Origin of the sequence: Amorphoplanes digitatis (assembly GCF_014205335.1) — a bacterium.
Taxonomy (GTDB): domain Bacteria; phylum Actinomycetota; class Actinomycetes; order Mycobacteriales; family Micromonosporaceae; genus Actinoplanes; species Actinoplanes digitatus.
In genome coordinates this window covers 6,166,734-6,189,903 of record NZ_JACHNH010000001.1, presented here as the reverse complement: position 1 = coordinate 6,189,903, position 23,170 = coordinate 6,166,734, and the positions used below count along the sequence as shown (strand labels likewise).

The following is a 23,170-nucleotide window of genomic DNA, read 5'->3' as shown; positions in this document are numbered from 1 at the left end:
TTCGCCTATCGGCCGGTTCGCCGGAGACGGTGGACCGACTCGTCCGAAACATTTCGAAGCAAGGGGGTGCCCACCGAGATCGGCGGACACCCCCTTTTGCCTACGGCCGGCTCACCAGAGGTATTCGAACCTGAACTGGGCGCCCGTGTCGCCCGAGCTCGGGGTGCCGGGGGAGGCGGTGATGTTGCCGTCGGAGTTCACGTGCCAGAAGTTGCCGGCCGAGTCCTTGAGGTTGTAGGTGGTCGCCGGCTGGCCGACCGCCTGCACCGGGCGGATGCCCTCCCAGTCGCCGGCGGCGGCTCCCCGGGTCATGACCTTGTTCCCGTCGTTCCGGTTCACCTGCACCCACTGGTTGCCCGGGTTGCGGGAGAGCAGGTAGTAGAAGGGGACCTGGTCGCCGGTGTTGAGCCCGAACTGCTCCCACAGCCCGATGTAGCTACCCGTCGCCCTGAGCTGGCTGGTCGCGCCCGGGCTGCTGACGTACTGGTTCGTGCCCACCGACTTGAGCGCCACCAGGTTGGTCTTGTTCTGCGCCATGCACCACCCGGGGGTGCCGGAGGTGCTCGCGGCCCCCTCGGCGGAGCGGGAGGTCAGCAGGAACTTCCCACGAGCGTCCGTCACCAGGCACTCCGAGCGCAGCTTGCGGTTGCGGGAGTCCGTGTTGACGCCGTCGTGGTAGACGAGCACCAGGTGCGCGCGGCCGCTGGCCTCCTTGACCTCTTCGATGGTCGCCTGGTTGGTCCACTCGCTGTCGCTGCCGCACATGATGATGCCCTGGTAGGTCCACGGGCCGGTCACCGAGCCGGCGGTCGCGTAGGCGATGACCGACAGCTCCGAGTTGGGCTGGCCGGGCTGCTGGCAGACGGCCGGGGTGAACTCGGGCTTGGCGGCGAACACCATCACGTAGGGCCCGGGCAGGCTGTGGTTGAGACTCGACTGCCAGTTGCTGGTCTTGAAGATGGAGCCGCCCTCGAGGTATGGACGGTGTACCTCGGTGCCCACGCCGCCGCCACCGCCGCCCACCTTCTCCTTGACGCAGTTACCCATGTCGGCCTCCAGCGGGCCGCCGATGCTCAGCCAGGCCTGACTGGGGTCGGTGAAGCCGGCGTCGAGGGCGGTGTGACTGGACATGTGGCGCAGCGACATGCCGCCACAGGAGTCCTTGTCGCCGTCCGCCCACAGCAGATACTGGCCGGCGGTGCTCGTGGTGGTGGGGTCGCTGCCGTCCACGAAGACCTCGGGGTCGGACATGTAGCCGACGCCGGCGATCTGCTTCACCTTGACCGTGTTGTTCGGGATGTTGGCGTTGCCGTACCCCGAGATGGGGTCGGTGGAGCTCGTGACGAAGATCTTCGAGGAGTACTTGTCGTTCTTGTTGGTCAGATCAGGGGTGTACAGGTAGTAGTCCTGCGGGTTGATCGGCCCGACGGGGTTCTTCACCCGGCGCACGGCCGGGGCCCACAAGTGTTTGGTGCCCGACCTGCCGATCGTGGCCTCGGTGAGCGCCACGGCCGACGCGGTCCAGTTGAGGCCGTCGGGGGAGAAGTAGCCCATCGTCTGGCTCATCGGGTAGTAGTTCTCCCCGGGGCCGTCCACGTCGAACGGGCCCTCGAAGAGGTCCTGCGACGTCACCATGCAGTAGCCCTCGACGCCGCCGCTGCGCCTGCACTTGAACGCGTGCGGGTCGGACGAGTTGTTCGAGGTGGCGAACGTCGGCCCCGGGGGGTCCGCCGCGGCGGCGTCCGGCGCCAGGAACGCCGCGGCGGCGATCCCCAGTCCGGTGGCGAGGATCGCGGCACCCAGTCGGCGGGGGGCGAGAATGGCCCCGGCGAGCTGAAGTCGTCTGCTTCTTTTCATGATGCTCCTTGGCCGGTGCCGCCATGAGCGGCACAGAGTCGGGCCGGAATCAGCAGTGATGACCCGCAGCTATCCGCGATGCCTGGTGAACAACGGAGCGTTGGGGGCTTGTCCTACCGGCCGGTTCGAATTTGTTGTGGTCCACAACATCCGACGTCGGTTAACCGTAGGTATCCCGCTGGCGGGCAGGCAATGGGGCACTGGACCCGAAAGTTCCAGGACGCTACCGGTACACCTGTCACCGGTCCAACTCTCCGGAAAGGGTGGCGCTCAGCGGCGGCCGGGCAGCGGAACCTTCGCCCAGTCGGTGTCCGTCGCCAGGTAGAAGCTCGGGTACGCCGGCTGGTTGTAGGTCGTCTGCTGGCGAGCCACCTCGACCCGGTACTGCGGGTCGTGCATCAGGGTGTACAGCTTGTGGCCGGTCAGCTCGGTACTCAGGTAGATCCGGATCGCCGAGCTGTCGGTCGTGCGCATCAGCAGTTCCTCGCGCCAGTCGCCGAAGATGTCGGCGATCAGGCCGGCGTTGCCCTTGGTGCCGTTGTTGGCGCGGGTGCCCTCGGCGGTCAGCAGCCGGCCGCGCTTCCAGTCGTCGATGGTCGGGGTGACCTCGAGCGCGCCGTTGAGGATCTGCGTGGTCAGGTCGCCCGACCAGCGGATGCTCTGGTTGGTTCCGGGGATGGTGGTGCCGATGACCTCACCCTTCACCGTGTACAGGCCGAGCGAGTCGGTGCCGCCGGGCAGGCTCGCCCAGGACTCGATGCCGCGCTGCTCGGGCAGCACGTCACCGATCATGGCCCGGCCGGTGTCCCGGCCCGAGTACTTGCCGAACAGGACCTGGCCGGTGCGGGCGTCGCGCATGGCCATGCCGTACGGGGCGAACGTGGCGCCCTCGTGGGCCGTGAAGATCTCGAGACCCGGCCGGTCCGGGTCGATGTCGGTGACGTGCATGGCGTCGCCGTGCCCGAGCCGGACGTTCTGGCCGGGTGCCGCGCTGCCCTCGGGCAGCACGTCGAACGACGAGTACAGCACGTCGCCGTTGTCGTCGAGGGTGGCGCTGCCGTAGATGATCTCCTGCTTGCCGTCGGCGTCCACGTCCGCGACGCTCAGCGAATGGTCGCCCTGGGTGGTGATCGTGCCCCACTTGGGGCTTGTGCCGTCGCGACCGTGCGGGCCGTCGTTGAACGGGTTGGTCATCGGCGTCCAGCCGCTGTCCACGAACCAGTTCTCGACCAGCCGGCGACCGTTCCAGCGGTACGCGACCAGGGTGGTCCGGGTGTAGTAGCCGCGGGCGAAGATCACCGACGGGTTGCGGCCGTCGAGGTAGGCGACGCCGGAGAGGAAGCGGTCCACCCGGTTGCCCGGTTCGATGCGAGCCATCGCGTAGTCGCCCCACATGAGACCGTCGTCGTGGCGTCCCGGCTTGTAGTGGATGGTCTGGAGCTCGCGACCGGACAGGCCCTCGAAGACGGTGAGGTACTCGGGGCCGTCGACGATGAAGCCCTGGAAGGCGCGCAGCACGTTACGGGCGCTGCGGGACGGCGCGTACACGTCCATGAAGTAGTCGGCGAGCTCCGTCGCGTCGGTCTCGCTGAGGGGGTACGGGTACCTGGGTTCGATGCCGAACGCCTGCTCGAGGGTGGCGGGCCAGTGCCCGGCGACCACCTCGGGGTGCCGGTCCCAGCCGCGGAACATGTCCACGATGTGCCGGTGGTAGCCGGCGGCGCTGAGCCGGTAGTCGTCGGTGTTCCGGTAGCCGGCCAGGACGTCGTCCTTCGGCATGGTGATGTACTTCTCGGACAGCACGGCGCCGTCCCCGCCGTACCTGATGATTTTGGTGCCGGGTGCGGTCTTGATCATCATCTCGGCGCGGCCGTCGCCGTCGAAGTCGTAGACCGGGAACTGCGCGTAGTGCGCGCCGGCCCGGACGTTCACGCCCAGGTCGATGCGGTACAGCAGGGTCCCGTCGATCCGGTACGTGTCGACGAAGACGTTGCCGGTGTAGCCGACCTGGGAGACGTCCTTGGAGTTGGACGGGTCCCACTTGACGATGTACTCGTACTGGCCGTCGCCGTCCACGTCGCCGACGCTCAGGTCGTTGGCCGAGTACGTGTACGCCTCGCCGACCGGGGTGACGCCGTCCGCGGGCTTGCGCAGCGGCAGGTCGTACCGGCCGCCGCCGGTCCACGGCACGACCGCCTTGCCGCGCGGTCCCTCGTGCCCGTCGCAGACGGCGGCGACCTGGTACTTCGAGGTAGCGGTGCCGGCGGCGTCGAGGTAGTTGGTGCTGTCGGTGACCGTCGCGATCCGCCGGCCGTCCCGGTAGAGGTTGAAGTTCGCGCCGGTGACACCGGTCGCCGACGCGCCGGTGGCCTCCTGCCCGAGCAGCCGCCAGCTGACGAAGTTCCCCTCGGCGGTACGGGCGGCGACGAGTCCGCGGTCGAGGCGTTCCAGGGCGGGACCGGGCGGGGCCGGGCGGGGAGACGCCTGCACGTCCTGGCCGGCCAGGACGAGGCCGACGACGGCCGCCGCGGCGACGCAGGTCTTGACCAAACGTGTCTTGCGAGGACTCATCTGGGTCTCCACCGGACGTAGGTAAGCGCTTACCGCAGAGTTTGTATCGACATTGGTCTCTGGGTCAACCGCTACGGGCGAGTAGATGGATCGTTTCAGAGCCGCTGTAGGGCATTCACCCAATGGACGGATCGCCGGGTGCCCGGCAGGGTGTGCGCGTCAGCCGTACCCCCACCGCAAGGAGTCGTCTCGCGATGCGCCGACCGGCCGATCCGATCCCGCCCGCCGCCGCCGGCGCGCTCAGCCGACGGTCGTTCCTGGTCTTCACGACCGCGGTCTCCGCGTTGACGGTGACCGGATGCGGCCTGTTCGGCGAGGACGGCGACGGGCCGGTCGCCGACTCCGACGTCCCGTTCGGCGTGTGGCAGCAGCTGCGGGCCTCGGTCCGCGAGAGCCCCGACCACGTGGCGGCGGCCGCCGAGCGCGTGGTCGCCGGCCGGGACCCGGAGGCCATCCTCGCGTTCGTCCGGGATCAGATCGTCGCGTACCCGTCCGCGGACCGGCCGGCCGCCTTGACCGACGACACGCGGTGGGGCGTGCGCGGCACGCTGCGCGGCGGGGCCGGCTCCGCCCGGGACAAGACGGAGACCCTGGCCGAGCTGTACAGGCGGGCGGGCTTCCAGGCGGAGGTGGTGGTCGGCACGCTGGCCGACGACGTCGACATCATGAGCATCTTCCGGCCGGTGCGGCGCCCGTTCGCACCGAAGGCGGACCAGGGTTCGATCGACCGCTGGAGCAAGGCCATCGGGACGGCGCCGACGTCGACAGCTCAGGACCGCGCCGACGACGTACGCGATGACGTCGCGGCCGGCAAGGACCTCGCCCGGCAGCTGACCGAGGCGCTCGCGTCCCGGCGAGCGGCCGATCCCGGGCCCCCGCGTAACCGGCGGATACCGCTGGTCAAGGTCGTGGTGGACGGCCGGGAGACGTTCGCGAACCCGCTCGTGCCGGGTGCGAAGCTGGGGGAGAGCCACACCGGCGACCGGACGTCCCGGGCGTCGCGCGCGCGGCCCGGCATTCCGGTGCGCGTGCGGCTGTTCGCCGCGACGACCGCGGAGCCCGGCGTCGCGAGGCCGCTGATCGAGGCCGAATATCAGGCCGACGACCTGGTCGGGCGGCAGCTGATGGTGGCGTTCCGGCCCACCACCGAGATGGCCAGGCTGATCCGCCTCCGGCCGCGGGACGTCGGCACCTTCATCCCGATGCTGGCGGTGAACGGGCCCGGCCTGGACGCCGAGACGGCGAAGGGGCTGGCACACAGCGGCCCGGCGATAACGCTCGACGGCCAGGTGATCGAGGCCGGGGACGGCGCGGTGCTCGTCGACGGCGAACCGCTGGAGGTACCCGCCGAGGACGATGCCCGGGCCGGTGACCGGGTGGCCAAGATCGAGGTCGACGTCGCCGGCGGCACGTTCCCGGACATCTCCCTGCGGGTCAGCGCGGTGGACTCGGCGGGCAAGCCGGTGACCGGGCTGCCCGCCTCGGCGTTCGGCCTCGCCGAGGAGCGGACGAAGCTGGGCCTGCGGATGACCGCGAACAAGCCGCGGCCACCGCGGGTGATGCTGGTGCTCGACCGGTCCGGCTCCATCGAGACCGGCCCGGAGCCGGTCGCGTTCGCCACCGAACTGGCGCGCCGGTTGTTCGCCCGCAACCCCGGCGCGGCGATGGGCGTCATGGCGGTCAGCGGGACCTCGAGGGGCACCTTCACGCTGCGCACCCCGCCGGCCGTCGGCGCCGCGGTGGGCAGGCTGTCCAGCTTCGGCTCGAACATCTGGGAGTCGCTGGCGCGGGCCAACGAGTCCGGACCGACGGTCATCGTCATCGCCAGTGACTTCCAGGACCAGGAGACGCGCGCCGAGCGGCTGGCCGGGCTGCGCGCCCGCGTCGGCGCCGGTGTGCCCGTGGTGGCCATCGGCATCGGCGACGTGAACGCGGCGACGCAGGCGCAGATCGTCCGGTCGACCGGCGGGGTGGCCACCCAGGGCAGCGACGTCGACCGCACGGTCGCCGCCACCGACGCGTTCCTTCGCCGCCAGGAGATCCAGCCGTACCGGCTGCGGTACCGGGCGCCGCTCGACGGCCCGGCCGAGCGGACCGTGTCCCTCACCGTGGGCAAGGGCGTGACCGCCACCGCAACGTACGAGGTGCCGGCCGAGGCGGAGCGCGCCACCGGGTCGGCGTTCGCCGGCATCTACCTCGCGGTGCGGGTCGGAGACGAACGCGAGGTGGTGCGGGTGCTGGCCGGGGTCGACCGGGACCGGGCCGGCGCCGGTCCGGTGCCCGCCGCCGCGGTCGAGGAGGTACGCGGCCTGATGTTCGGCACCGCCCTGGTGTCGTTCGAGGGGGCGGCACCGTCGCTCGGCACCTGGCTCGACGACCTGCTCACCGCGCGCATCGGCGCGAAGCCGTACTGGGAGGCGGTATTCGCCGAGGACGAGCCGCGCATGGTTGCCGCGCTCGAGGCCGGGCTGCCGTTCCTGCCGTCGATCGTCCCGGCGCTGCATCCGCCGATGTCCGGGGACGGGGACCTGACGTTCGAGACCACACTGCGGGCGGTCCTGCACGTGGACCGGCCGCACTTCGGGACCAGCCGGGTACGGCATGCCGACGTGCTGCCGTACACCCGATGGTCGACCCTCGGCGCCGACCGGGTGGGCGCTTTCGATCGCACGCTGGAGCGGTCCGCCGAGCTCGCGGTCGCCGAGGGTGTCGCCTTCAAGACCAGCACGTGGGGCGCGCTGAAGGGCAAACGCCTGACCCTGGTCCCGAAGGGTTCGGTCGGCAGCGATCGGATCGCCGCCCTGCCCGAGGCGACCCGGGCACAGTGGCGTGCGCTGCTCGACGACTGGAACGACTATGACCGCCTGCTGCCCGCGGACGGCGCCCCGGTGGCGTTCTGGGCCGTCGACCCCGACACCGGCTCGGTGCTGGGCGTGCTCGCCGATGGCAGCGGCGGCGGGACGAGCAACGACGTCGAATGCCAGATCTCCATGGAGAAGGCCTTCCTGTCGTTGCTGGCCATCGCCGGCGGGTCGCTCGGCATGGGCGCCGTCGGCGTGTTCGTGGCCCTCGCCAAGGCCATCAGCGCGCAGATGTTGCGGTACGCGCACGTGATCGAGAACCTCGACAAACCCGGCGTCGCGGAGTTGGCCCAGCAGTCGTCGGAGGCCTTCTGGGACGAGGCCAAGGGCATCGGGTGCGACGTGATCAAGTCGAAGGTGCTCGACCGCCTCGGCGCCCGGGTCCTCGGCAAGGACCACGCCGGGACCGCCGGGTACGTCGACGGCTGGCTGGACGTGGCCGGCATGGCGATGCCGTGCCCGCCGTTGACGTCGATGGGTGACATGCCGTCCTGCTGAGGACCGGGTCCGCCGCCTCGGCGGCGGACCCGGGACCCGGCTATTGCTCGTCGAGCAGGTCGCGCAGCTCGCGCAGCGCCTCGCGGAGCCGGTCGGCGAACGTGTACATCATGTCGGCGACCGGGCGGGGCGTGCTGAGGAACAGGTTGAACCGGTCCGGCAGCAGCACGTACGCGATACCAATGCAGCGACTGCTGGTGGCACCGAACCCGAAGTAGCTGATGTTGGCCGACGGCGCCGAGCTGGTGCTCAGGTAGTCGTCGCGCATCGTGAGCCACCCCGGCGTCTCGTACAGCCGGGGCGCCTCGGGCACGCCGAGCGCGTCCCCACGCCACTTCTGAATCAGTTGCAGCTGCCACAGGTGCTGCTCCGGCGCCGCACCGGCCTGGCACTGTTTCGCCCGTTCGACATGCTTGTCGGCCGCGGCCCGGAACGCCGCCCGCCGCTGCTCGGGTGACGCGGCGGGGTCGTCGAAGGTGGACACGAACCGCTGCACCTCGGGGGTGACGACGCGCATCGCCTCGGTCCGCCCCCGCCGGTACTGGCGGGTGGCGATGGACTCGTAGGTGGCACCGGTGAAGCCCTTGGCCCGCTTGTGCGCGAGCTGGTAGGCCATCTGGGCGAACGCGTCCGGCGACATCCGCAGCCGCTTGACCTCGTCCACCCCGAACTCGTCGAAGGGCAGGGTCACGGTGGCGGTGTCCGCGCCGTACTGGGCGAACGACCGTGCCGCGGCGTCGACGTCGGCCCGCAGCGCGTCGTCGAGCACGAACGTGACCGGCTCGATCGCCGGCACGCCCTGCGCCGCCGCACCCGACTGCGCGGCGTGCTCCTCGGGCGACGCGCCGAGCAGCGCGTCGACGAAGCTGAGGATGGTGGTGCCGTCCAGCTCGCAGTGCTCGACGTTGATGCCGGCCGTGCCGTCGGCGAACACGATGAGCGACACCGCCTTGTCGAACCACCGGTTGCCGCTGTCGCCGTGCAGCAACTGATCGCCGGCCGCCAGGTCGTCGGCCGGCGTCAGGTCCTCCAGGCACACGCAGAACAGCGCCGTCTCGATGGTGTCGAGACTCGCCGCGTTACCGGGGTCCAGCGCCGCCAGCCGGTCCCGGGCCGCCGCCCACTCGGCCCGGGCCATCGTGGTGAGATGACCGACCGCCGTGTCCGTCGCGGCCCGGGCCGCACCGGCCTTCCGCACCTCACGCAGGCCGGCCGCCAGGTCGTCGAGGGAATAGGGACGCCCGTCCGGACCGATCACGTTCATTTGGTACGCGTTGCCGCGCTGGAACACCACGATGTGCCGCGCCGTCGACGGGCCCTGCCACTCGTCGCTGTACGGCGCGCGGACGGTGTCCTGCACCGGCCCCGGGATGCGGGTGGTGGAGAACAGGAACTTGTGCTGCGCCATCGACAACGGATTCCCGCGGGTCGCGATCGGCGGGATGCGTTCGTCGTCGAGCTGGGCCTTGTAGTTGACGGCGGCGGCGATGAGCCCCGCCGCGCGCTCCACCTGCGGCTCGGCGAATCCGTGCAACGGCGCCTCGCGGAACAGGAAGAAGAAGTTGGCGTTCAACGCGATCCGGTCCCGGCGACCGAGATAGCGTGCCGGCCAGAACGCGTCCAACCAGCTGTGCGTTGCCGGATCCGCGTCGTACCGCACCAGATCGGCGTGCAGCTTGGGCCCGGGACCGTCGGGCCGTCCGAACTCCCGTACCGCGGCCTCGGCGTCGGCGAGCTCCTCCTGGTTCAGCAGCGGCGCGGACCACTCGAGGAACCGGGCGCAGGTGTCCTCCAGCGCGGGCAACGGCACCCGCGCCAGGGTGTCCTCGTTCTCGAACGTGCTCACTCGGTCTCCTCGAATTCGGTGCTCATCGGGCGGCCTTCTGGGTCATCGACTCGTCGACGTCGAAGGTCAGGGGGTCGGGAGTGCCGACGGGCCGGGAGACGTAGAGCTGAGCGTGCAACCAGCCATCGGTCTCCAGGCCCTCCGGATCGACACCGGCGGCGGACATCGTCTCGAGCACCTGCCGCTGTTCCCGGTCGGACGCGAAAAGGCGCTGCCGAAACGTCCGGTCCACCCGCGTCGTCTCGTAGCCGAGGTCCGCCAGGCGATCGGCGATCGGCGCGAACGGGAACATCCGCAGCACGAAATGCGCCATCCACGGCCGCCGGTCCCGGCGGGCGCCGGCCACGCGCACGAGCGTCCGGCCGGTGACGTAGCCGAGGCATCCGGTGGAGATCACGATGTCGGCGTCGGCGAACAGGGCGCGCTGCCTCGCCGTCGGTTCGCGCGTCTCCAGGTCGGCCTGCACGGCGTCGTCGAGGAACCCGGCCGCCGACGCGTACTCCAGCGCCGGCCGGGACACGTCCAGCCCCACGAACCGGGCCGGTGACCCGTGCGACCGGACCAGCTCACGATCGCGCTCCAGCAGCTCCTGCCGGGTCAGCTCGGTGTCGGCGTAGCGATCGTACAGGTCGTCCATTGTGGCGTCACAGCGCAGCAGCGCCGCGTTGACGCCGTAGGAGCAACCGACGTCGACCACGGTCGGGACCGCCACCTGCCGCGATTCGCGATACTGCCCGATGATTTGCTGGAAATAGGGTTTGGCGAGTTGGGGAATGCAATAGTCGAGCTCACGCAGGGTGGTGAAATAGGCGCGGGGATCGGGCTGCGTGTAGATGCCTTCGAGGGAAACTTTTCCGGTCCGGTCGAAACGCACGGGGCTCCTCGCGATTATCAGTCCAGCAACTGGTCGACCCGCACGGCTTTGCGCTCGGCGTCGAGGTGCGCGGGCAGGACCCGGCCGAACAGCTGCCGGGTACGGGCGACGCTGCCGATCACGCCGGGGCGTTCGGAGTAGGCGAAGATCGCTGAGTGCCGGGCGGTGGTGCCGCGTACCGCGCTCACCCGGTGCAGCGCGTACCGGCCCTTGAACAGCTGGAGATCACCGGGGCGCAGGGTCAGTGCCTGCACCGGCGAGCGGTCGGCGTCGGTGAGCACCGAACGGACGGCGTCGAAGTTCTCCGCGCCCGCCGAACGGATGTTCGGGCAGTACTCGAAGACGCCGCCCTGCTCCGGCTCCTGGGTCAGCATGCTCACGGTGAACTCGTTGGTGTCGAAGTGCCACGGGTGCTCCATGCCGGGCTGCACGACGTTGAGCACCAGGGCGGACAGCGGGTCGGCGAGCTCGTGCAGCTCCGGCAGTTCGAAGCAGGCGGCCACGAAGCGCACGAAGGACGGGTCGGTGTACAGCCGGTGGATGATGCTGTCGGTGGGTATCCGGTCGCGCGGGACGAACGCGTTGCCGCGCTGCATGACGATGCGGCCCGGGTGATCGGCCGGCAGGTCGGCGTCGAACGCGATGTTGTAGACGTTGGTCTCCTCAACGTCGTAGTACGCCAGCGGGGCGACCCCGGCACCCTCTCGCCGCAGCGCGTCCCAGCCGCCCGGCAGAATGAACGCCGGCAGCACGCTGCATCCGCGTTCGCGCAGTTCGGTGCGTGTCCGGGAAACGACGCGCTCCCATGCGTCGCTTCCCGGGTCGGCCAATGGATAGCGCACGGTGTCCACAACATTCATTGGGGCGGGACCCCTCCTCAATGGTGGCAGCTTGAAGAAATGGGGAATCCTAACAAGATTCACCGGCGTCCAGTCCCATTGGTTACATTGTTCACAGCGGCCGGGCCGCCCGTGGAATAGCTAGGCACCCAGCGAGAGCGCCAACGCCTCATCGAACTTGGCACGGATGCGCGCCGCGGCGGCGCTGTCGGCGGGAACGAGGATCTCCAGCACGGACCCCCAGGCATGCCGGGCGGCGGGCAGGTCGCCGGCCGCCCGGTGGGTGTCGCCGAGGTGATCCAGGAGAATCGACTCGCCGGGCCGGTCCCCGAGGTCGCGGACCAGCTTCAACCCCGATCGGTAGCAGGCCACGGCCTCGCGGTACTGGCCGAGGTGGTGATGCACGAAGCCGATGCTGTCCCAGGCGCTGGCCTCGCCGTACCGGTTGTTGATCTTCTGGTTGAGCGCGAGCGCCTCCCGGCACTGGATCAGCGCCTGCTGGTAGTCGCCGGCCGCCGCGTACGACCAGCCGATCGCGCCCCAGGCGTGCGCCTGGCCAGCCAGGTGACCGGCGAGGCGGTACAGCTCAAGGGCGGACTCGGCGTAGCGGCGGGCCTCGTCGTGTGCGGCCTGCTGCTCACGGAGCCAGCCGAGCTTCATCAGCACGCTGGCCTGGCCGGCGGGGTCACCCTCGAACAGATCGTGTGCCCGGCGCAGGTGCGCCAGCGCGTCCTCCCGGCGGTTCAGCCGTACGTATGCCTGCGCCAGGTCGCGGTGCGCGCGGGCCTGCCGGGTCCGGTCGCCGAGGCGTTCCGCCGCGGCCAGCGCCGAGCCCTGCGTGTCGGCCAGTTCGGGGGAGTAGCCCTGCCAGTCGAGGAAGACGGCGATCGCGGCCGCCAGCCGGCAGGTGTAGTCGTCCAGCCCGCGCGCCACGGCCAGATCCACCGCCGCGACCAGCACCGGATGCTCGACGGCAAGCCAGGCCAGCGCCGACTGCCGGTCGGCGAACCGCTCCGCCTCGATCCCCGGCGGGGCACCGGTCACCCCGGCGCCGTCGCGGTGCGGGTCCAGCGCCTGCGCCGCCGCGTCCGCGCTGTGCAGGTAGTAGTCGAGCAGCCGGCGTACCGCCTCGTCCCGGTCCGGCTCGGCGTCGCGTTCCGCGACCAGCTCCCCGGCGTACGCCCGGAGCAGGTCGTGGCAGGTGAACCGGCCCGCCGAGGGTTCGGTGAGCAGATGCGCCCGGGCCAGCTCGGTCAGCCCGGCGCGCGCCGCGCCGGCCGCAACCCCCGCCAGGCCCGCCGCCGCGGTGATCGACACCTCCGGGCCGGGATGCAGCGCGATCAACCGGAAGAGCCGCTGGGCGGCCGGGCTCAGCACACGGTACGAGGCGTGGAACGCGGCCCGCACGTCGGTGGCCGGGTCGTCGCTGCCCAGCGCGTCCAGGCCGACCCGGGCCTCGCGCAGCTCGCGCGCCAGCGACGCGAGCGAGAGGTCCGGGTTCACCGCGACCCGCGCGGCTACCACGGCCAGGGCCAGCGGCAACCGCGCACAGCGTTCGATCAGGTCCGCCACCGCGTCCGGCTCGGCCACCACCCGTTCCCGGCCCAGCCGGCCGGCCAGCAGGGCCAACGACTCCGCCTCGGTGAGCATGTCGAGCCGCAGCGCCCGCGCGCCCTCGCCGGCGACCAGGCCGGTGAGCTGGTTACGGCTGGTCACCAGGGCCAGGCAGCCGGGCGAGCCGGGCAGCAACGGCCGGACCTGCTCGGCGTCGCGGGCGTTGTCCAGCAGGATCAGGACCCGCTTACCCGCGAGCAGGCTGCGGAACAGGGCGGCCTGCGCGGCCAGGCTCACCGGAACCTGCTGCGGCGGCACGGCGTACGCGTCGAGAAAGCCGCGCACGGCCTCGTCCGGGCTCAGCGCGGTACCCGCCGGGTCGAAACCGCGGAGGTTGACGTACAGCTGCCCGTCGGGAAACCGGTCGGCGACCCGGTGCGCCCAGTGCACGGCCAGGGCGGTCTTGCCGACCCCGGCGGTGCCGGACACGGCCGAGATGACCACGGCCTGCGAGGTGTCGCCCCCGCCGATCGTGTCGAGAGTGGCCAGCTCGGCGTGCCGGCCGGCGAACGCGGCGATGTCGGCCGGAAGCTGCCGCGGCGGGCGGTAGCCCGCCCGCGGAGCGTCGCGCCTCGCGGCGGGATCGGCGAGCAGGGCCGGGTCCTGCCGCAGGATCTGCTGTTGCAGGGCGTCGAGGGCGGGCGTCGGCTCCACGCCGAGCTCGTCGCCGAGCCGCCGGCGGATCTGGGTATAGCAGTCCAGCGCCTCGGCGGCCCGGCCGCAGCGAAAGAGCGCCAGCATCAACTGGCCGGCCAGCCGTTCCGCCAAGGGCCGCGCCGCCACCTCGGCGGACAGCTCGACAAGTACCTCGGCATGGCGGCCCTGCGCCAGTTCGGCGTCGAAGCACGCGCTCAGCAGGGTGAGGCGCTCGCGTTCGAGGGTCTCCCGGGTGCTGGTCGCCCACTCGCCGCTGATGCCGGCCAGCGGGGTGCCGTGCCACAGGCTCAGGGCCTGGCGGTACCGCCCGGCGGCGACCGCCGGGTCGCCCTCGCGGGCGGCGGCCTGCGCCTGCCCGGCCAGGGCTCGGGCCTGGTACAGGTCGATCTGCTCGGCCGGCAGGTCCAGCAGGTAGCCGGCGCCCGTGCGGTGCACGGCCAGACCAAGGGCGCGGATCTGCGACAGGTACTGGTAGAGGGCGTCCCGGGTGGAACGGGGTGCGCTCTGCCCCCAGACCCGGTCGATCAGGCTCTCGATCGGTAGCGGCTGGCCGGGGCTGAACGCGAGCACCGCGAGTACGCAACTCTGCTTGGCGGGACCGGCGGTGACGAAGTCTCCGTCCGCGGCAACCTGTATCGCACCCAGCACGCGCACGCGCAAACCTGACCCCCCGAGCGCCCGGCTCGACCTCCGCCGTTCAGTGAACCAGGTTTCGGAATTCGTGCCCAGTGGTGGAGACCGCCCGGTTTTAGATCCGCTACCAGATCGACCAAAGGCCCACCGGCCATCCTGGGCGGTGCACCTGATCTACACATGGGAGGGGCGGAGAAGGTGCGGAGCTGTGCGGTCGGCTGCGGGAGCGGGCGGTCGTACCGTGGCTTCCGACTATCGGGGGGCCGGCCGCCGGCAGCCGCTCGCGACTCTCGCCGGACTGTCGCCCTCAGCTCACGGACGGCGCCGCGCGCCGTCCGTACCGCGTCGGCGATCTCGTCGACGCTACCGGCGTGCCGCCGGATCTCGGCCGGCGGGAACTGCAGGAACTCATGGGGAGACGCCGCATCGACATCGCTCACGATGCTGTCCCCATGAGCACCTCTAGGTTCGAGCAGCTCAGGGCGGCAACCTCGAGGTTGGACGCGACCGCCCTCCTGCGGAAACCCCGCCGCCGCGGCGGATCGGGCGGCAGAGCGAGGCCATCGAGCGCGGGCGCATTCGCGAGGTCTGTGGGTCACCGGCTGACGCGCCGGTTGGGTACTCTGCGGATCTTGTCGCGCCGCATCGATCATCATCGGGGAATCCGTGTCGCCTTCGCTTCGTTCAACACTCGCCGCTGCCGGCGTCACCGTCCTCGCCGTCGCGTGCGCGTCGACCCTGGCGGCGCCCGCACAGGCGGCCGCGGCCGGGACCGCCAAGGTCACCGGTGCGCGTACCGTCGCCTTCACCGCGGCCGGCGGCAAGTCCAACCGGGTCCGGGTCACGGTCTCGGGGCGGAAGATCACCGTCGATGACACCGTGGCCGTCAAGGCGGGCAAGGGCTGCAAGGCGGTCAAGAAGGACAAGACCAAGGTGACCTGTACCACGACCAAGGCGATCGGCCGGGTCACGGTGTCGCTGGGCGACCGCAACGACACGTTCGCCGCGAAGGCCGGTGTCGCCGTCACCGTCTCGGGCGGTACGGGCAATGACACCATCGCCGGCGGCAGCGCCGGTGATGCCCTCAACGGCGGGGCAGGCGACGACCGCGTGTCCGGTGGGGCCGGCGCGGACGTCATCGCGGGGGATGCCGGCTGGGACACGCTGGACGCAGGGGCGGGCGACGACAGGCTCTCCGGTGGCGGGCACGGCGATGTGCTGGTCGGCGGCGCCGGGGCGGACGTCCTCGACGGTGGCGCGGATGAGGACCGGTTGAACGGTGGCGCCGGTAACGACGTCCTGCGCGGCGGCGCGGACCTCGACATGTTGGCGGGCGGGGCCGGCGCGGACACCCTCGACGGCGGCGCCGGCATGGACTGGGCGACCTATGCCGACCATCGCAACGCCGTGACGGCGGACCTGGACGGCGCCGCGGGTGACGACGGCGAGTCCGGTGAGCGCGACACCATCGGGCCGGACGTCGAGAATCTGCAGGGTGGCTCCGGTGGCGACACCCTCAGCGGTAACGGCCTGGAGAACCAGATCTCCGGCGGGGCGGGCAACGACCGGATCGACGGCGGCGACGGGCCGGACTACCTGGACGGCGAGGCGGGTGCCGACGTCATGGCCGGTGGGCCGGGCCAGGACAAGGTGCTGTACACCTCGCATCGCGGACCGGTCACCGCGGACCTCGACGGGCAGCCGGGCGACGACGGAGAGCGGGGCGAGGGCGACACCATCGCCGCCGACGTGGAGGAGATCGTGGGCGGTCCCGGCGCCGACACGCTGACCGGCAACGACGCCACCAACCGGCTCGAGGGCAACGACGGCGACGACGTCCTCGACGGCGGGGGCGCATACGACCTGATCGAGGGGGACGAGGGCGACGACCGGCTCGTGGGCGGCGACGGCGACGACGAGCTGGACGGCGGCGTCGGTGCCGACACGCTCGACGGCGGGACGGGCCGCGACAAGGTGTCGTACTGGCACCGGACGGCACCCGTCATCGTCGACCTGGACGCGGCCGTACGTGACGACGGCGAGGTCGGTGAACGCGACACGATCGCCACGGACGTCGAGGTCGTCGAGGGCGGTGCCGGCAACGACACGCTCACCGGGAACGACGGCGACAACGGTCTGTTCGGGGGCGACGGCAGGAACACCATCGTGGGCGGCGCCGGGGACGACGTGCTGCAAGGCGCCTACGGGACCGGTGCGAGCACCGTCTCCGGCGGCGCCGGCGACGACCGGATCTGGGGCGGCTACGGCAACGACACGCTCAACGGCGATGCCGGGGACGACGTCCTCGACGGCCAGGACGGCGCGGACGTGCTCAACGGCGGGCCGGGCCGGGACCTGGTGTCGTACTTCCAGCGCACCGTCTCCGTGACCGCCGACCTGGACGGGGCGAGCGGCGACGACGGTACGGCGGGCGAGCGCGACACCATCGCCGCGGATGTCGAGGACCTCGAGGGCGGGTCCGCCGACGACACGCTGCGAGGCGGCACCGGCGCCAACAAGCTGCTGGGCTGGTACGGCGACGACGACATCGCCGGCGGCGACGGCGACGACGACATCGACGGCTACTACGGCCGCGACACGGTACGCGGAGACGGCGGCGACGACGTCCTGCGGGGCGGTCCCGGCCACGACGCCCTGACGGGTGGCTCCGGCGACGACAGCGCGCAAGGTGGCGAGGACGACGACGTCCTGCGCGGCGATGCCGGCAACGACCGCCTGTACGGCGACTTTCAGGGTGACCTGATCGGCATCGGCGGCCCGGACGAGCTGTGGGGCGGCTCCGGCGACGACACCATGTACGGCGCCGACGGCGACGACACCCTGTACGGCCAGAACGGCACCGACGTCCTCTCCGGCGGACGCGGCGACGACGTCCTGCGCGCCGAGCCCGGCAGCCGGCTCCTGGAGGGCGAGACGCCCGGCAGCGACGAGGTCCAGGACCGCGCGAACGGCGGCGCGAACGGCGCCGCGCCCACGGGTGACAGCTGCTTCGTCCGGGCCGGCGGCACCACCACCGGCTGCGAGACCATCCTGGCCGACTGACCCGGCGAGGGCTCGTGATCTCTTCGTGACCTGGATTCCCGAACAAAGGCGCCGAGGGTCGCATCGAACTTGGAGACAGACCAAGAGAACATGCGATCGGAAGGCACCACACATGCGCACCATTCCCCTCGCCGGAACGATCCTCTGCGTGGCGCTGGCGACCGGATGCACCAGCTCCGTGCCGCACGTCGACGGCACCGTGAGCCCCAACCCCACCGTCTCCGCGGCGCCGTCGGTGCCCGCGCCCGCCACGTCGACGCCGGTCTCGTTCGCGCCCGTTACCTCGAAGGCGCCGGCGGTGATCGGGCCGTTCGGCGTCGGCGCGCTCAAGCTCGGCATGACGCGCGAGCAGGCGGAGGCGACCGGCCTCACCGCCGGATGGACGGCGACGAACACCGGCTGCTCGCACCCGACCCACCTGCTCGGCGCCACGGGTGAGAACGCCGGCAACGACGGCCTGGTCTATTACAGCAAGAACCGGGGCATCGAGATCATCGACGCGCACCCCGGCCTGAGCACCCCGGAGGGCATCAGGATCGGCAGCACCTTCAAGGCGATGCGCAAGGCCTACCCGTCCTGGAAGGACGTCACCGGCGCCGACCAGGACGGCTCGGTGGGCAGCGGGCGCGGCGCGGTGCCGGTGCCCGGCAACCCCAAGGCGGTCTACCGGATCGTGGTCAGCAAGTCCATGGTGGTCGAGCTGACCCTGCAGTACCACGACCAAGCCTGCTACGAGTAGCGGAGATCGGGCTCGGCGGTGCGCCGAGCCCGATCAGCTGGCAGGGATCAGGACCGCAGGAAGGTCAGGAGATCCGCGTTGATGGTCTCGGCCTGGGTGGTGGGCATGCCGTGCGGAAATCCCGGGTACGTCTTGAGCGTGCCGTTCCGCACCAGCCGGGCCGACAGCGGCGCGGAGTCCGCGTACGGCACCACCTGGTCGTCATCGCCGTGCATGACCAGGACCGGCACCGTGATCTTCTTGAGGTCCTCGGTGAAGTCGGTCTGCGAGAACGCGACGACGCCGTCGTAGTGTGCCTTCGCGCCGCCCATCATGCCCTGACGCCACCAGTTCTGAATGATCGCCTCGACGGGCTCCACGCCCGGCCGGTTGAAGCCGTAGAAGGCGGTCGCCGGCAGGTCGCGGTAGAACTCGGACCGGTGGCCGGCCACCTGGGCCTGAATGTCGTCGAAGACCTTCTTCGGCAGGCCGCCGGGGTTGGCCTCGGTCTGCACCATCAGCGGCGGCACCGCGCTGATCAGGACCGCCTTGGCGGCCCGGCTCTGGCCGTGCCGGGCCAGGTAGCGGACGACCTCGCCGCCGCCGGTCGAGTGGCCCACGTGTACGGCGTCGCGCAGGTCGAGGTGGGCGGTCAGTGCGGCCAGGTCGTCGGCGTAGTGGTCCATGTCGTGACCGTCGCCGGTCTGCGTGGAGCGGCCGTGCCCGCGACGGTCGTGCGCGATGACCCGGTAGCCGTGCCGCAGGAAGAACATCATCTGGGCGTCCCAGTCGTCCGACGACAGCGGCCACCCGTGGCTGAACACGATCGGCTGGCCGGAGCCCCAGTCCTTGTAGAAGATCTCCGTGCCGTCAGTGGTGGTAATCGTTCCCATGTCGCCTCCAAGGGGCACCGGCGCCGAGTGGCGCTGTGTGACAATGACTGCCGTGGCTGGTCTGTCGTTGTGGTCGGAGAACTCCTTTCTGTCTATCGCAAGTCGCGGATCGGTGCTGTCGATCGGTTCGGCCGGTTCGGTGCTGAGCGTCGGCTCGGTCGGCTCCGCGCTGTCGGTCGCCTCCGTGGGATCAACCCTGTCCGCCTTCTCCGCCTCGTCGGTCCTGTCCGTCGGCTCGGCGCTGTCGGCCCGGTCGCGGTGGTCGCTGCTGAGCAGCGGCGGTGATCGCGATGTGCTGGCACGTCGCGTGCCGTCACTACCCGCACTGCTGGTGGTCGGCGGCGCCGGGCTGGCCGTGCTCCTGGCGACTCTCGGGCGCAGGGGCTAGAACGGCGATCGGGCGAAGCCCGGGCGTGCGACCATGTCGGGGTGAAGCCGAGGCAGACAGCGGTCTGACGTGAGACCGGTAGGCGCCGCTGCCGCGTGGGCCGAGCAGCAGGTCGCCACAGTCCGCGACGATCCGGCGGCGCGGATCGCCCTGCTAAGTCGCTGCTACCACGGCCCACTCGGCAGAGCCCCGCGGCACTTGCCGTTCCGCCGCGCGGCGCTGTCGTTCATGCGATGGCAGTTCCGGCGAGGACTGCTGCGACCGCCCGCCGGCGACCGTCCCGGCAGTCCATGGTGGCGGGCGGTCAACGAGCGCATCCTTCGAGACGGCTGCGAGGCGGTGGCCCTCAGCGGCGACCTCACCGGCCCGGCCTCCTCCCGGACTGTCGAATTCTGGATGTCCTTCGCCGGTAGGCCGACCGCCCGGACCTGGTATCAGGCACACAACGGCAGCGTGGTCGCCGCCTACCTCGCACACCGCGACCTGGCGGAGGCGGAGAACGAGGCCGAGCGCTTCTTCATGAACGTCGTGCTCTGCCGGGTGCTGTACGCACACGCCCTCGTCGCCGCCCCGCGGATCTCACTGGGCTGGCTGGGCCCGCTCGCCCCGCTCCTCGGTGACCCGAGGCTGGGCATGACCGGCATCTTCCTACAGCTCTCCCGCGTCCTCCCGGACGAGTACCCGCTCCGCGACACGGTCCGCACCTACCTGAAGGACGAACTCGGATTCGGCCGGCTCCTGGACTACGGGGTGATCACCCCGAGGTTGCGGCAACTCTATGAATGGTCGGCTCACGAACTCGAGGCACCGGCCCTGCTGGACTGCATCCGGGACGGAGCCCTCACCTACGCATGGCCGTTCGAGGATCGCGGCGTCTGGCAACCACCGAAGTCGTTCCTCATTCAGCTGGCCCATCGAGCGCTGCCACCGCCACGACAACGCCGTTGAACGCTTTCGCCCTACCAGCCTCGGGTCGTGGGCTGCACGAGGTCAGGGCCGCCGAGGTGCGGTGTCGGAACGTAGCCGGGATGGGCGGGAGGGAGCGCTGCCAGGCACGCCGCGGAGCAGGCATTGACCAGCATCGGCAGTACGTCCGTAGCGACCGCCAGGGAGATCCATCGCTGGTGCAGTTCCCGATCGACCGGGCCGGCGCACACGCCGCAGGTGCCGACCGCGTCCGCGCCCCATGTTCGAGGATCGAGCTGGGTGAGGTCGGCCTCGGCCGCGGTGGTCACCGGGCGCAGTCTCGGAAACGGCGGCCGGAACTTGAAGTTGCCGTACAGCACGCGCGTGCTGACCGTGCTGTCCCGGAGCCTGAGGCATCGGGTCAGCTCGTGCGGGTACCAATGCAGCCGGCGCGAGGTGTATGGCTCGAACACCTCCAGGCTGGTCATCGCCCCGATCTCCGGTGGGATTCGCACCAGGTTGGTGCCGTACAGGACGAGGTGCCTGACCTCGGTCAGTGTGGCGATGGTCGGCGGCAGGGTGATGATCTCTCGACGTTCGGCGGCGCTCAGCTCCACGAAGGGCTTGAAGACGGTCCGGCCGTCGGCCGCGGCCTCCTCGATCAGCGCCAGCAGGCGCTGCCAGCCAAGGCTTTCGGTGTTCTGACGTTCGGCGTGGAAGGCCACGCTCGCCGGCCGCTTCGCCGCCGAGTTCCCCACGCACCGGCAGAAGTCCCGCGCCGGCTGATCGCCCGACGGCCCCACAGCGTCGGCGAACCGGTTCGTAAACACTCGTGGCGGTATCCCCGTGTCACCCATGGACCCGGAGGCTACTCACGTTCGGAATCGGAAGCGGACTCGGCGGTGCGCCGAGCCCGCTCGTGCATGTCACGACCCGGGAGTGCCGATCAGTAGGCCGAGGCACATCTCGTCGGCGGTGCCGTCGCCCCACACCACGTAGCGCGGCGGGAGTTGACGGAGTTGCGGTAGCAGCTTGCGCAGGCCGGCGTCGTGGGTGCAGGTGACCCGTAGCTTGTCGCCCTGCTTGAGGTGCACCGGGGTGGCCAGCGGCCGGAGGGCCTGGTCGTCGAAGTTGTACTTCGGGATGTCCAGCAAGGTCTTGGCGGCGGCGGTACCCGGGTTGAGTTCGATTTTGATGGACCGGCCGAGCAGATGCATGTGCCCGGCCGCGGCGTAGACGGTGGCGGCGCCAGGCATCGGGTAGTCGCAGTGCTGGGTGTCTCCGGCGACGGCCCGGCCCGCGCTGCACTGTTGGAGGAGTGCGTCCTCCATGCCGCCGACATCGGCGCCGAAGCGGCGGCCGACGTCCTTGACCGCCGCGGCCCGGTCGCAGAGTGGGCCGCTCTCCTGCTTGGTGCAGGGCAGCTCGATCGGCCCGGCCAACTGGAACGTCTCCAGTGGGGTCGTCGCCGCGGTGTCGGCCAGGCGCAGCCGGATGCTGGACCGATCGGTGGCGCCCGACTTTCCGCCGGTCGCCAGGAGGTTGTAGTGCACCTGCATGACCAACTGGCTGCCGGGTGGCATCTCGTATCCCAGGTGTTCGCCGAGCAGCACCTCGTTCGCTCCCGGCGCCCAGTGGGCCACCCACGCGTCGTCCTGTACGCCCGAGTCGCCGAAGCACTGCCAGCCTTCGCCGGGTGTGCTCTCGTCGAGTGAGCGAGCCTCGGCGACGTCCGCCGGAGCGATCCGGAAGAAGATCGCGTGATGCACGATGTCCCCGTTCTGCGGCAGGAACTGGCTGCCGGTCAGGGACGCCGCGGTGGTGAGCTTCGGATCCACCAGGAAACAGCGGTACTCGTCGGTGCCGCCGCCGGGCGCGACCGGCGTGTACGGCTGGGGCATCGTCAGGGTCACGAAACGTTCACCGGCTCGCAGCGGCGCCTGCGACGGCGGCGGGGCGTGCCCGTGGCCGCTCTCCGGCTGGTGCGACGGCACGTCGGCCGCCGGTTCGCCGGTGGTGCCGCCGCACGCCGCGCTCGCCGCGGCCATGGCCAGGACGGCCATCACGGCCACGATTCGCTTGCCTTTCCCCGTCGCGGGTCCCACGGGTGCCTCCCTCGCCGTCGGCCCGCGCCCAGCGCGATCGCCGGACCTCGGGCGGCTCGAGACGACGCCTTCCGGCGTCCCCTCCCGGATTCTCTCCGCCGCGGGGGCGGCGCACATCCGGGATCGTCTCTGGGTGCCTTCCCCCGCCCATCCCAGGGTGCCTTGCATTTCCCGCACGGTCGTGCTTTTGTTGGTGGGTGAGCAAGGGCGAGGAAACCAGGACGGCGGTGCTCGACCATGCCATGGAGGTCGCGCGCCGCGTCGGGCTGAGCGGCCTGACCATCGGCTCGCTGGCCGAGCAGGCCGAGCTGTCCAAGAGCGGGCTGTTCGGGCACTTCCGGTCCAAGGAGGCTTTGCAGCTCCAGGTGCTGGAGTATGCCCGGGCGCGTTTCGAGGAGGCCGTTGCCCGGCCGGCGCTGCGCGCACCGCGCGGCGAGCCCCGGCTGCGTGAGCTGTTCGACCGGTGGCTGGCCTGGGACGCGCTGCCCGGTGGCTGCCCGTTCGTCGCCGCCGCGACGGAGTTCGACGACCGGCCCGGCGCCGTGCGCGACCGGCTGGTCCGCGACGAGCGCGACATGTTCGAGACGATCGGCGCGGTGTTCCGGTCCGGTCTGACCGAGGGGCAGTTCCGTGGCGACGCCGACCCCGACCAGTTCGCACAGGACTTCTACGGCGTGATCCTCGCCCGCCACCACATGCTGCGGCTGCTCGGCGACGAGCGCGCCGACGGCCGCGCCCGCAGCGCCTTCGAGGCGCTGCTCGCCGCCGCCCGCACCAACCCGTCCGACTGACGCGACCCGCACCGACCGAGAGAAGGACACCCCGGTATGACCGCCACTGCCGATTC

General features: G+C 71.1%; 15 protein-coding genes. 6 read left to right on the top strand and 9 right to left on the bottom strand.

Features of this window, described 5'->3' with window-relative positions:
* Window positions 1-111 precede the first annotated feature (111 nt).
* Window positions 112-1,857, bottom strand: a complete 1,746-nt coding sequence (locus BJ971_RS27150) for a glycoside hydrolase family protein (protein ID WP_184996025.1) — start codon at window positions 1,855-1,857, stop codon at window positions 112-114.
* A 270-nt stretch (window positions 1,858-2,127) separates the two neighbouring features.
* Window positions 2,128-4,428 (bottom strand): rhamnogalacturonan lyase, encoded by a 2,301-nt coding sequence (locus tag BJ971_RS42315; RefSeq protein WP_184996024.1) that lies wholly within the window; start codon window positions 4,426-4,428, stop codon window positions 2,128-2,130.
* A gap of 194 nt (window positions 4,429-4,622) precedes the next feature.
* On the opposite strand from BJ971_RS42315, the gene BJ971_RS27140 reads away from it, so the two are divergent.
* The gene (locus BJ971_RS27140) at window positions 4,623-7,787 is read left to right on the top strand and encodes a vWA domain-containing protein (protein ID WP_184996023.1); all 3,165 of its coding nucleotides are present in this window, start codon (window positions 4,623-4,625) and stop codon (window positions 7,785-7,787) included.
* Between the two features lie 40 nt (window positions 7,788-7,827).
* Here BJ971_RS27140 and BJ971_RS27135 read toward each other — a convergent pair whose 3' ends face one another.
* From BJ971_RS27135 to BJ971_RS27120, 4 genes are all read right to left on the bottom strand, one after another.
* Window positions 7,828-9,633, bottom strand: coding sequence for a choline/carnitine O-acyltransferase (locus tag BJ971_RS27135; RefSeq protein WP_184996022.1), 1,806 nt, complete (start codon window positions 9,631-9,633; stop codon window positions 7,828-7,830).
* 22 nt (window positions 9,634-9,655) lie between these two features.
* Entirely contained in the window at window positions 9,656-10,507 is an 852-nt protein-coding gene (locus BJ971_RS27130; RefSeq protein WP_184996021.1) for a class I SAM-dependent methyltransferase, read from the bottom strand.
* A 17-nt stretch (window positions 10,508-10,524) separates the two neighbouring features.
* The gene (locus BJ971_RS27125; protein WP_184996020.1) at window positions 10,525-11,367 is read right to left on the bottom strand and encodes a HalD/BesD family halogenase; all 843 of its coding nucleotides are present in this window, start codon (window positions 11,365-11,367) and stop codon (window positions 10,525-10,527) included.
* 120 nt (window positions 11,368-11,487) lie between these two features.
* Window positions 11,488-14,271, bottom strand: coding sequence for an AfsR/SARP family transcriptional regulator (locus BJ971_RS27120; RefSeq protein ID WP_184996019.1), 2,784 nt, complete (start codon window positions 14,269-14,271; stop codon window positions 11,488-11,490).
* A gap of 645 nt (window positions 14,272-14,916) precedes the next feature.
* Between BJ971_RS27120 and BJ971_RS27115 the strand changes: the two genes are divergently transcribed.
* Window positions 14,917-17,313, top strand: coding sequence for a calcium-binding protein (locus BJ971_RS27115; RefSeq protein WP_184996018.1), 2,397 nt, complete (start codon window positions 14,917-14,919; stop codon window positions 17,311-17,313).
* Between the two features lie 112 nt (window positions 17,314-17,425).
* The gene (locus tag BJ971_RS27110) at window positions 17,426-18,052 is read left to right on the top strand and encodes a hypothetical protein (RefSeq protein WP_184996017.1); all 627 of its coding nucleotides are present in this window, start codon (window positions 17,426-17,428) and stop codon (window positions 18,050-18,052) included.
* A gap of 47 nt (window positions 18,053-18,099) precedes the next feature.
* Here the strand turns inward: BJ971_RS27110 and BJ971_RS27105 are convergent, their stop codons facing one another.
* Window positions 18,100-18,924, bottom strand: a complete 825-nt coding sequence (locus BJ971_RS27105) for an alpha/beta fold hydrolase (protein WP_184996016.1) — start codon at window positions 18,922-18,924, stop codon at window positions 18,100-18,102.
* Window positions 18,925-18,961: 37 nt separating this feature from the next.
* Between BJ971_RS27105 and BJ971_RS41635 the strand changes: the two genes are divergently transcribed.
* Both BJ971_RS41635 and BJ971_RS27095 read left to right on the top strand, forming a co-directional pair.
* Window positions 18,962-19,312, top strand: a complete 351-nt coding sequence (locus BJ971_RS41635) for a hypothetical protein (RefSeq protein ID WP_377884873.1) — start codon at window positions 18,962-18,964, stop codon at window positions 19,310-19,312.
* A 69-nt stretch (window positions 19,313-19,381) separates the two neighbouring features.
* Window positions 19,382-20,260 carry a hypothetical protein gene (locus BJ971_RS27095; protein ID WP_184996014.1) on the top strand — a complete coding sequence of 293 codons (879 nt, stop codon included), beginning with the start codon at window positions 19,382-19,384 and terminating at the stop codon, window positions 20,258-20,260.
* 11 nt (window positions 20,261-20,271) lie between these two features.
* Here the strand turns inward: BJ971_RS27095 and BJ971_RS27090 are convergent, their stop codons facing one another.
* Together BJ971_RS27090 and BJ971_RS27085 are read right to left on the bottom strand one after the other, a co-directional pair.
* Window positions 20,272-21,075, bottom strand: a complete 804-nt coding sequence (locus BJ971_RS27090) for a leucine-rich repeat domain-containing protein (RefSeq protein ID WP_184996013.1) — start codon at window positions 21,073-21,075, stop codon at window positions 20,272-20,274.
* Between the two features lie 69 nt (window positions 21,076-21,144).
* Entirely contained in the window at window positions 21,145-22,323 is a 1,179-nt protein-coding gene (locus tag BJ971_RS27085; RefSeq protein WP_239087137.1) for a monooxygenase, read from the bottom strand.
* Between the two features lie 197 nt (window positions 22,324-22,520).
* Here BJ971_RS27085 and BJ971_RS27080 point away from each other — a divergent pair, with 197 nt between their 5' ends.
* Window positions 22,521-23,114, top strand: coding sequence for a TetR/AcrR family transcriptional regulator (locus tag BJ971_RS27080; RefSeq protein WP_184996012.1), 594 nt, complete (start codon window positions 22,521-22,523; stop codon window positions 23,112-23,114).
* The last annotated feature ends 56 nt before the right edge of the window (window positions 23,115-23,170 follow it).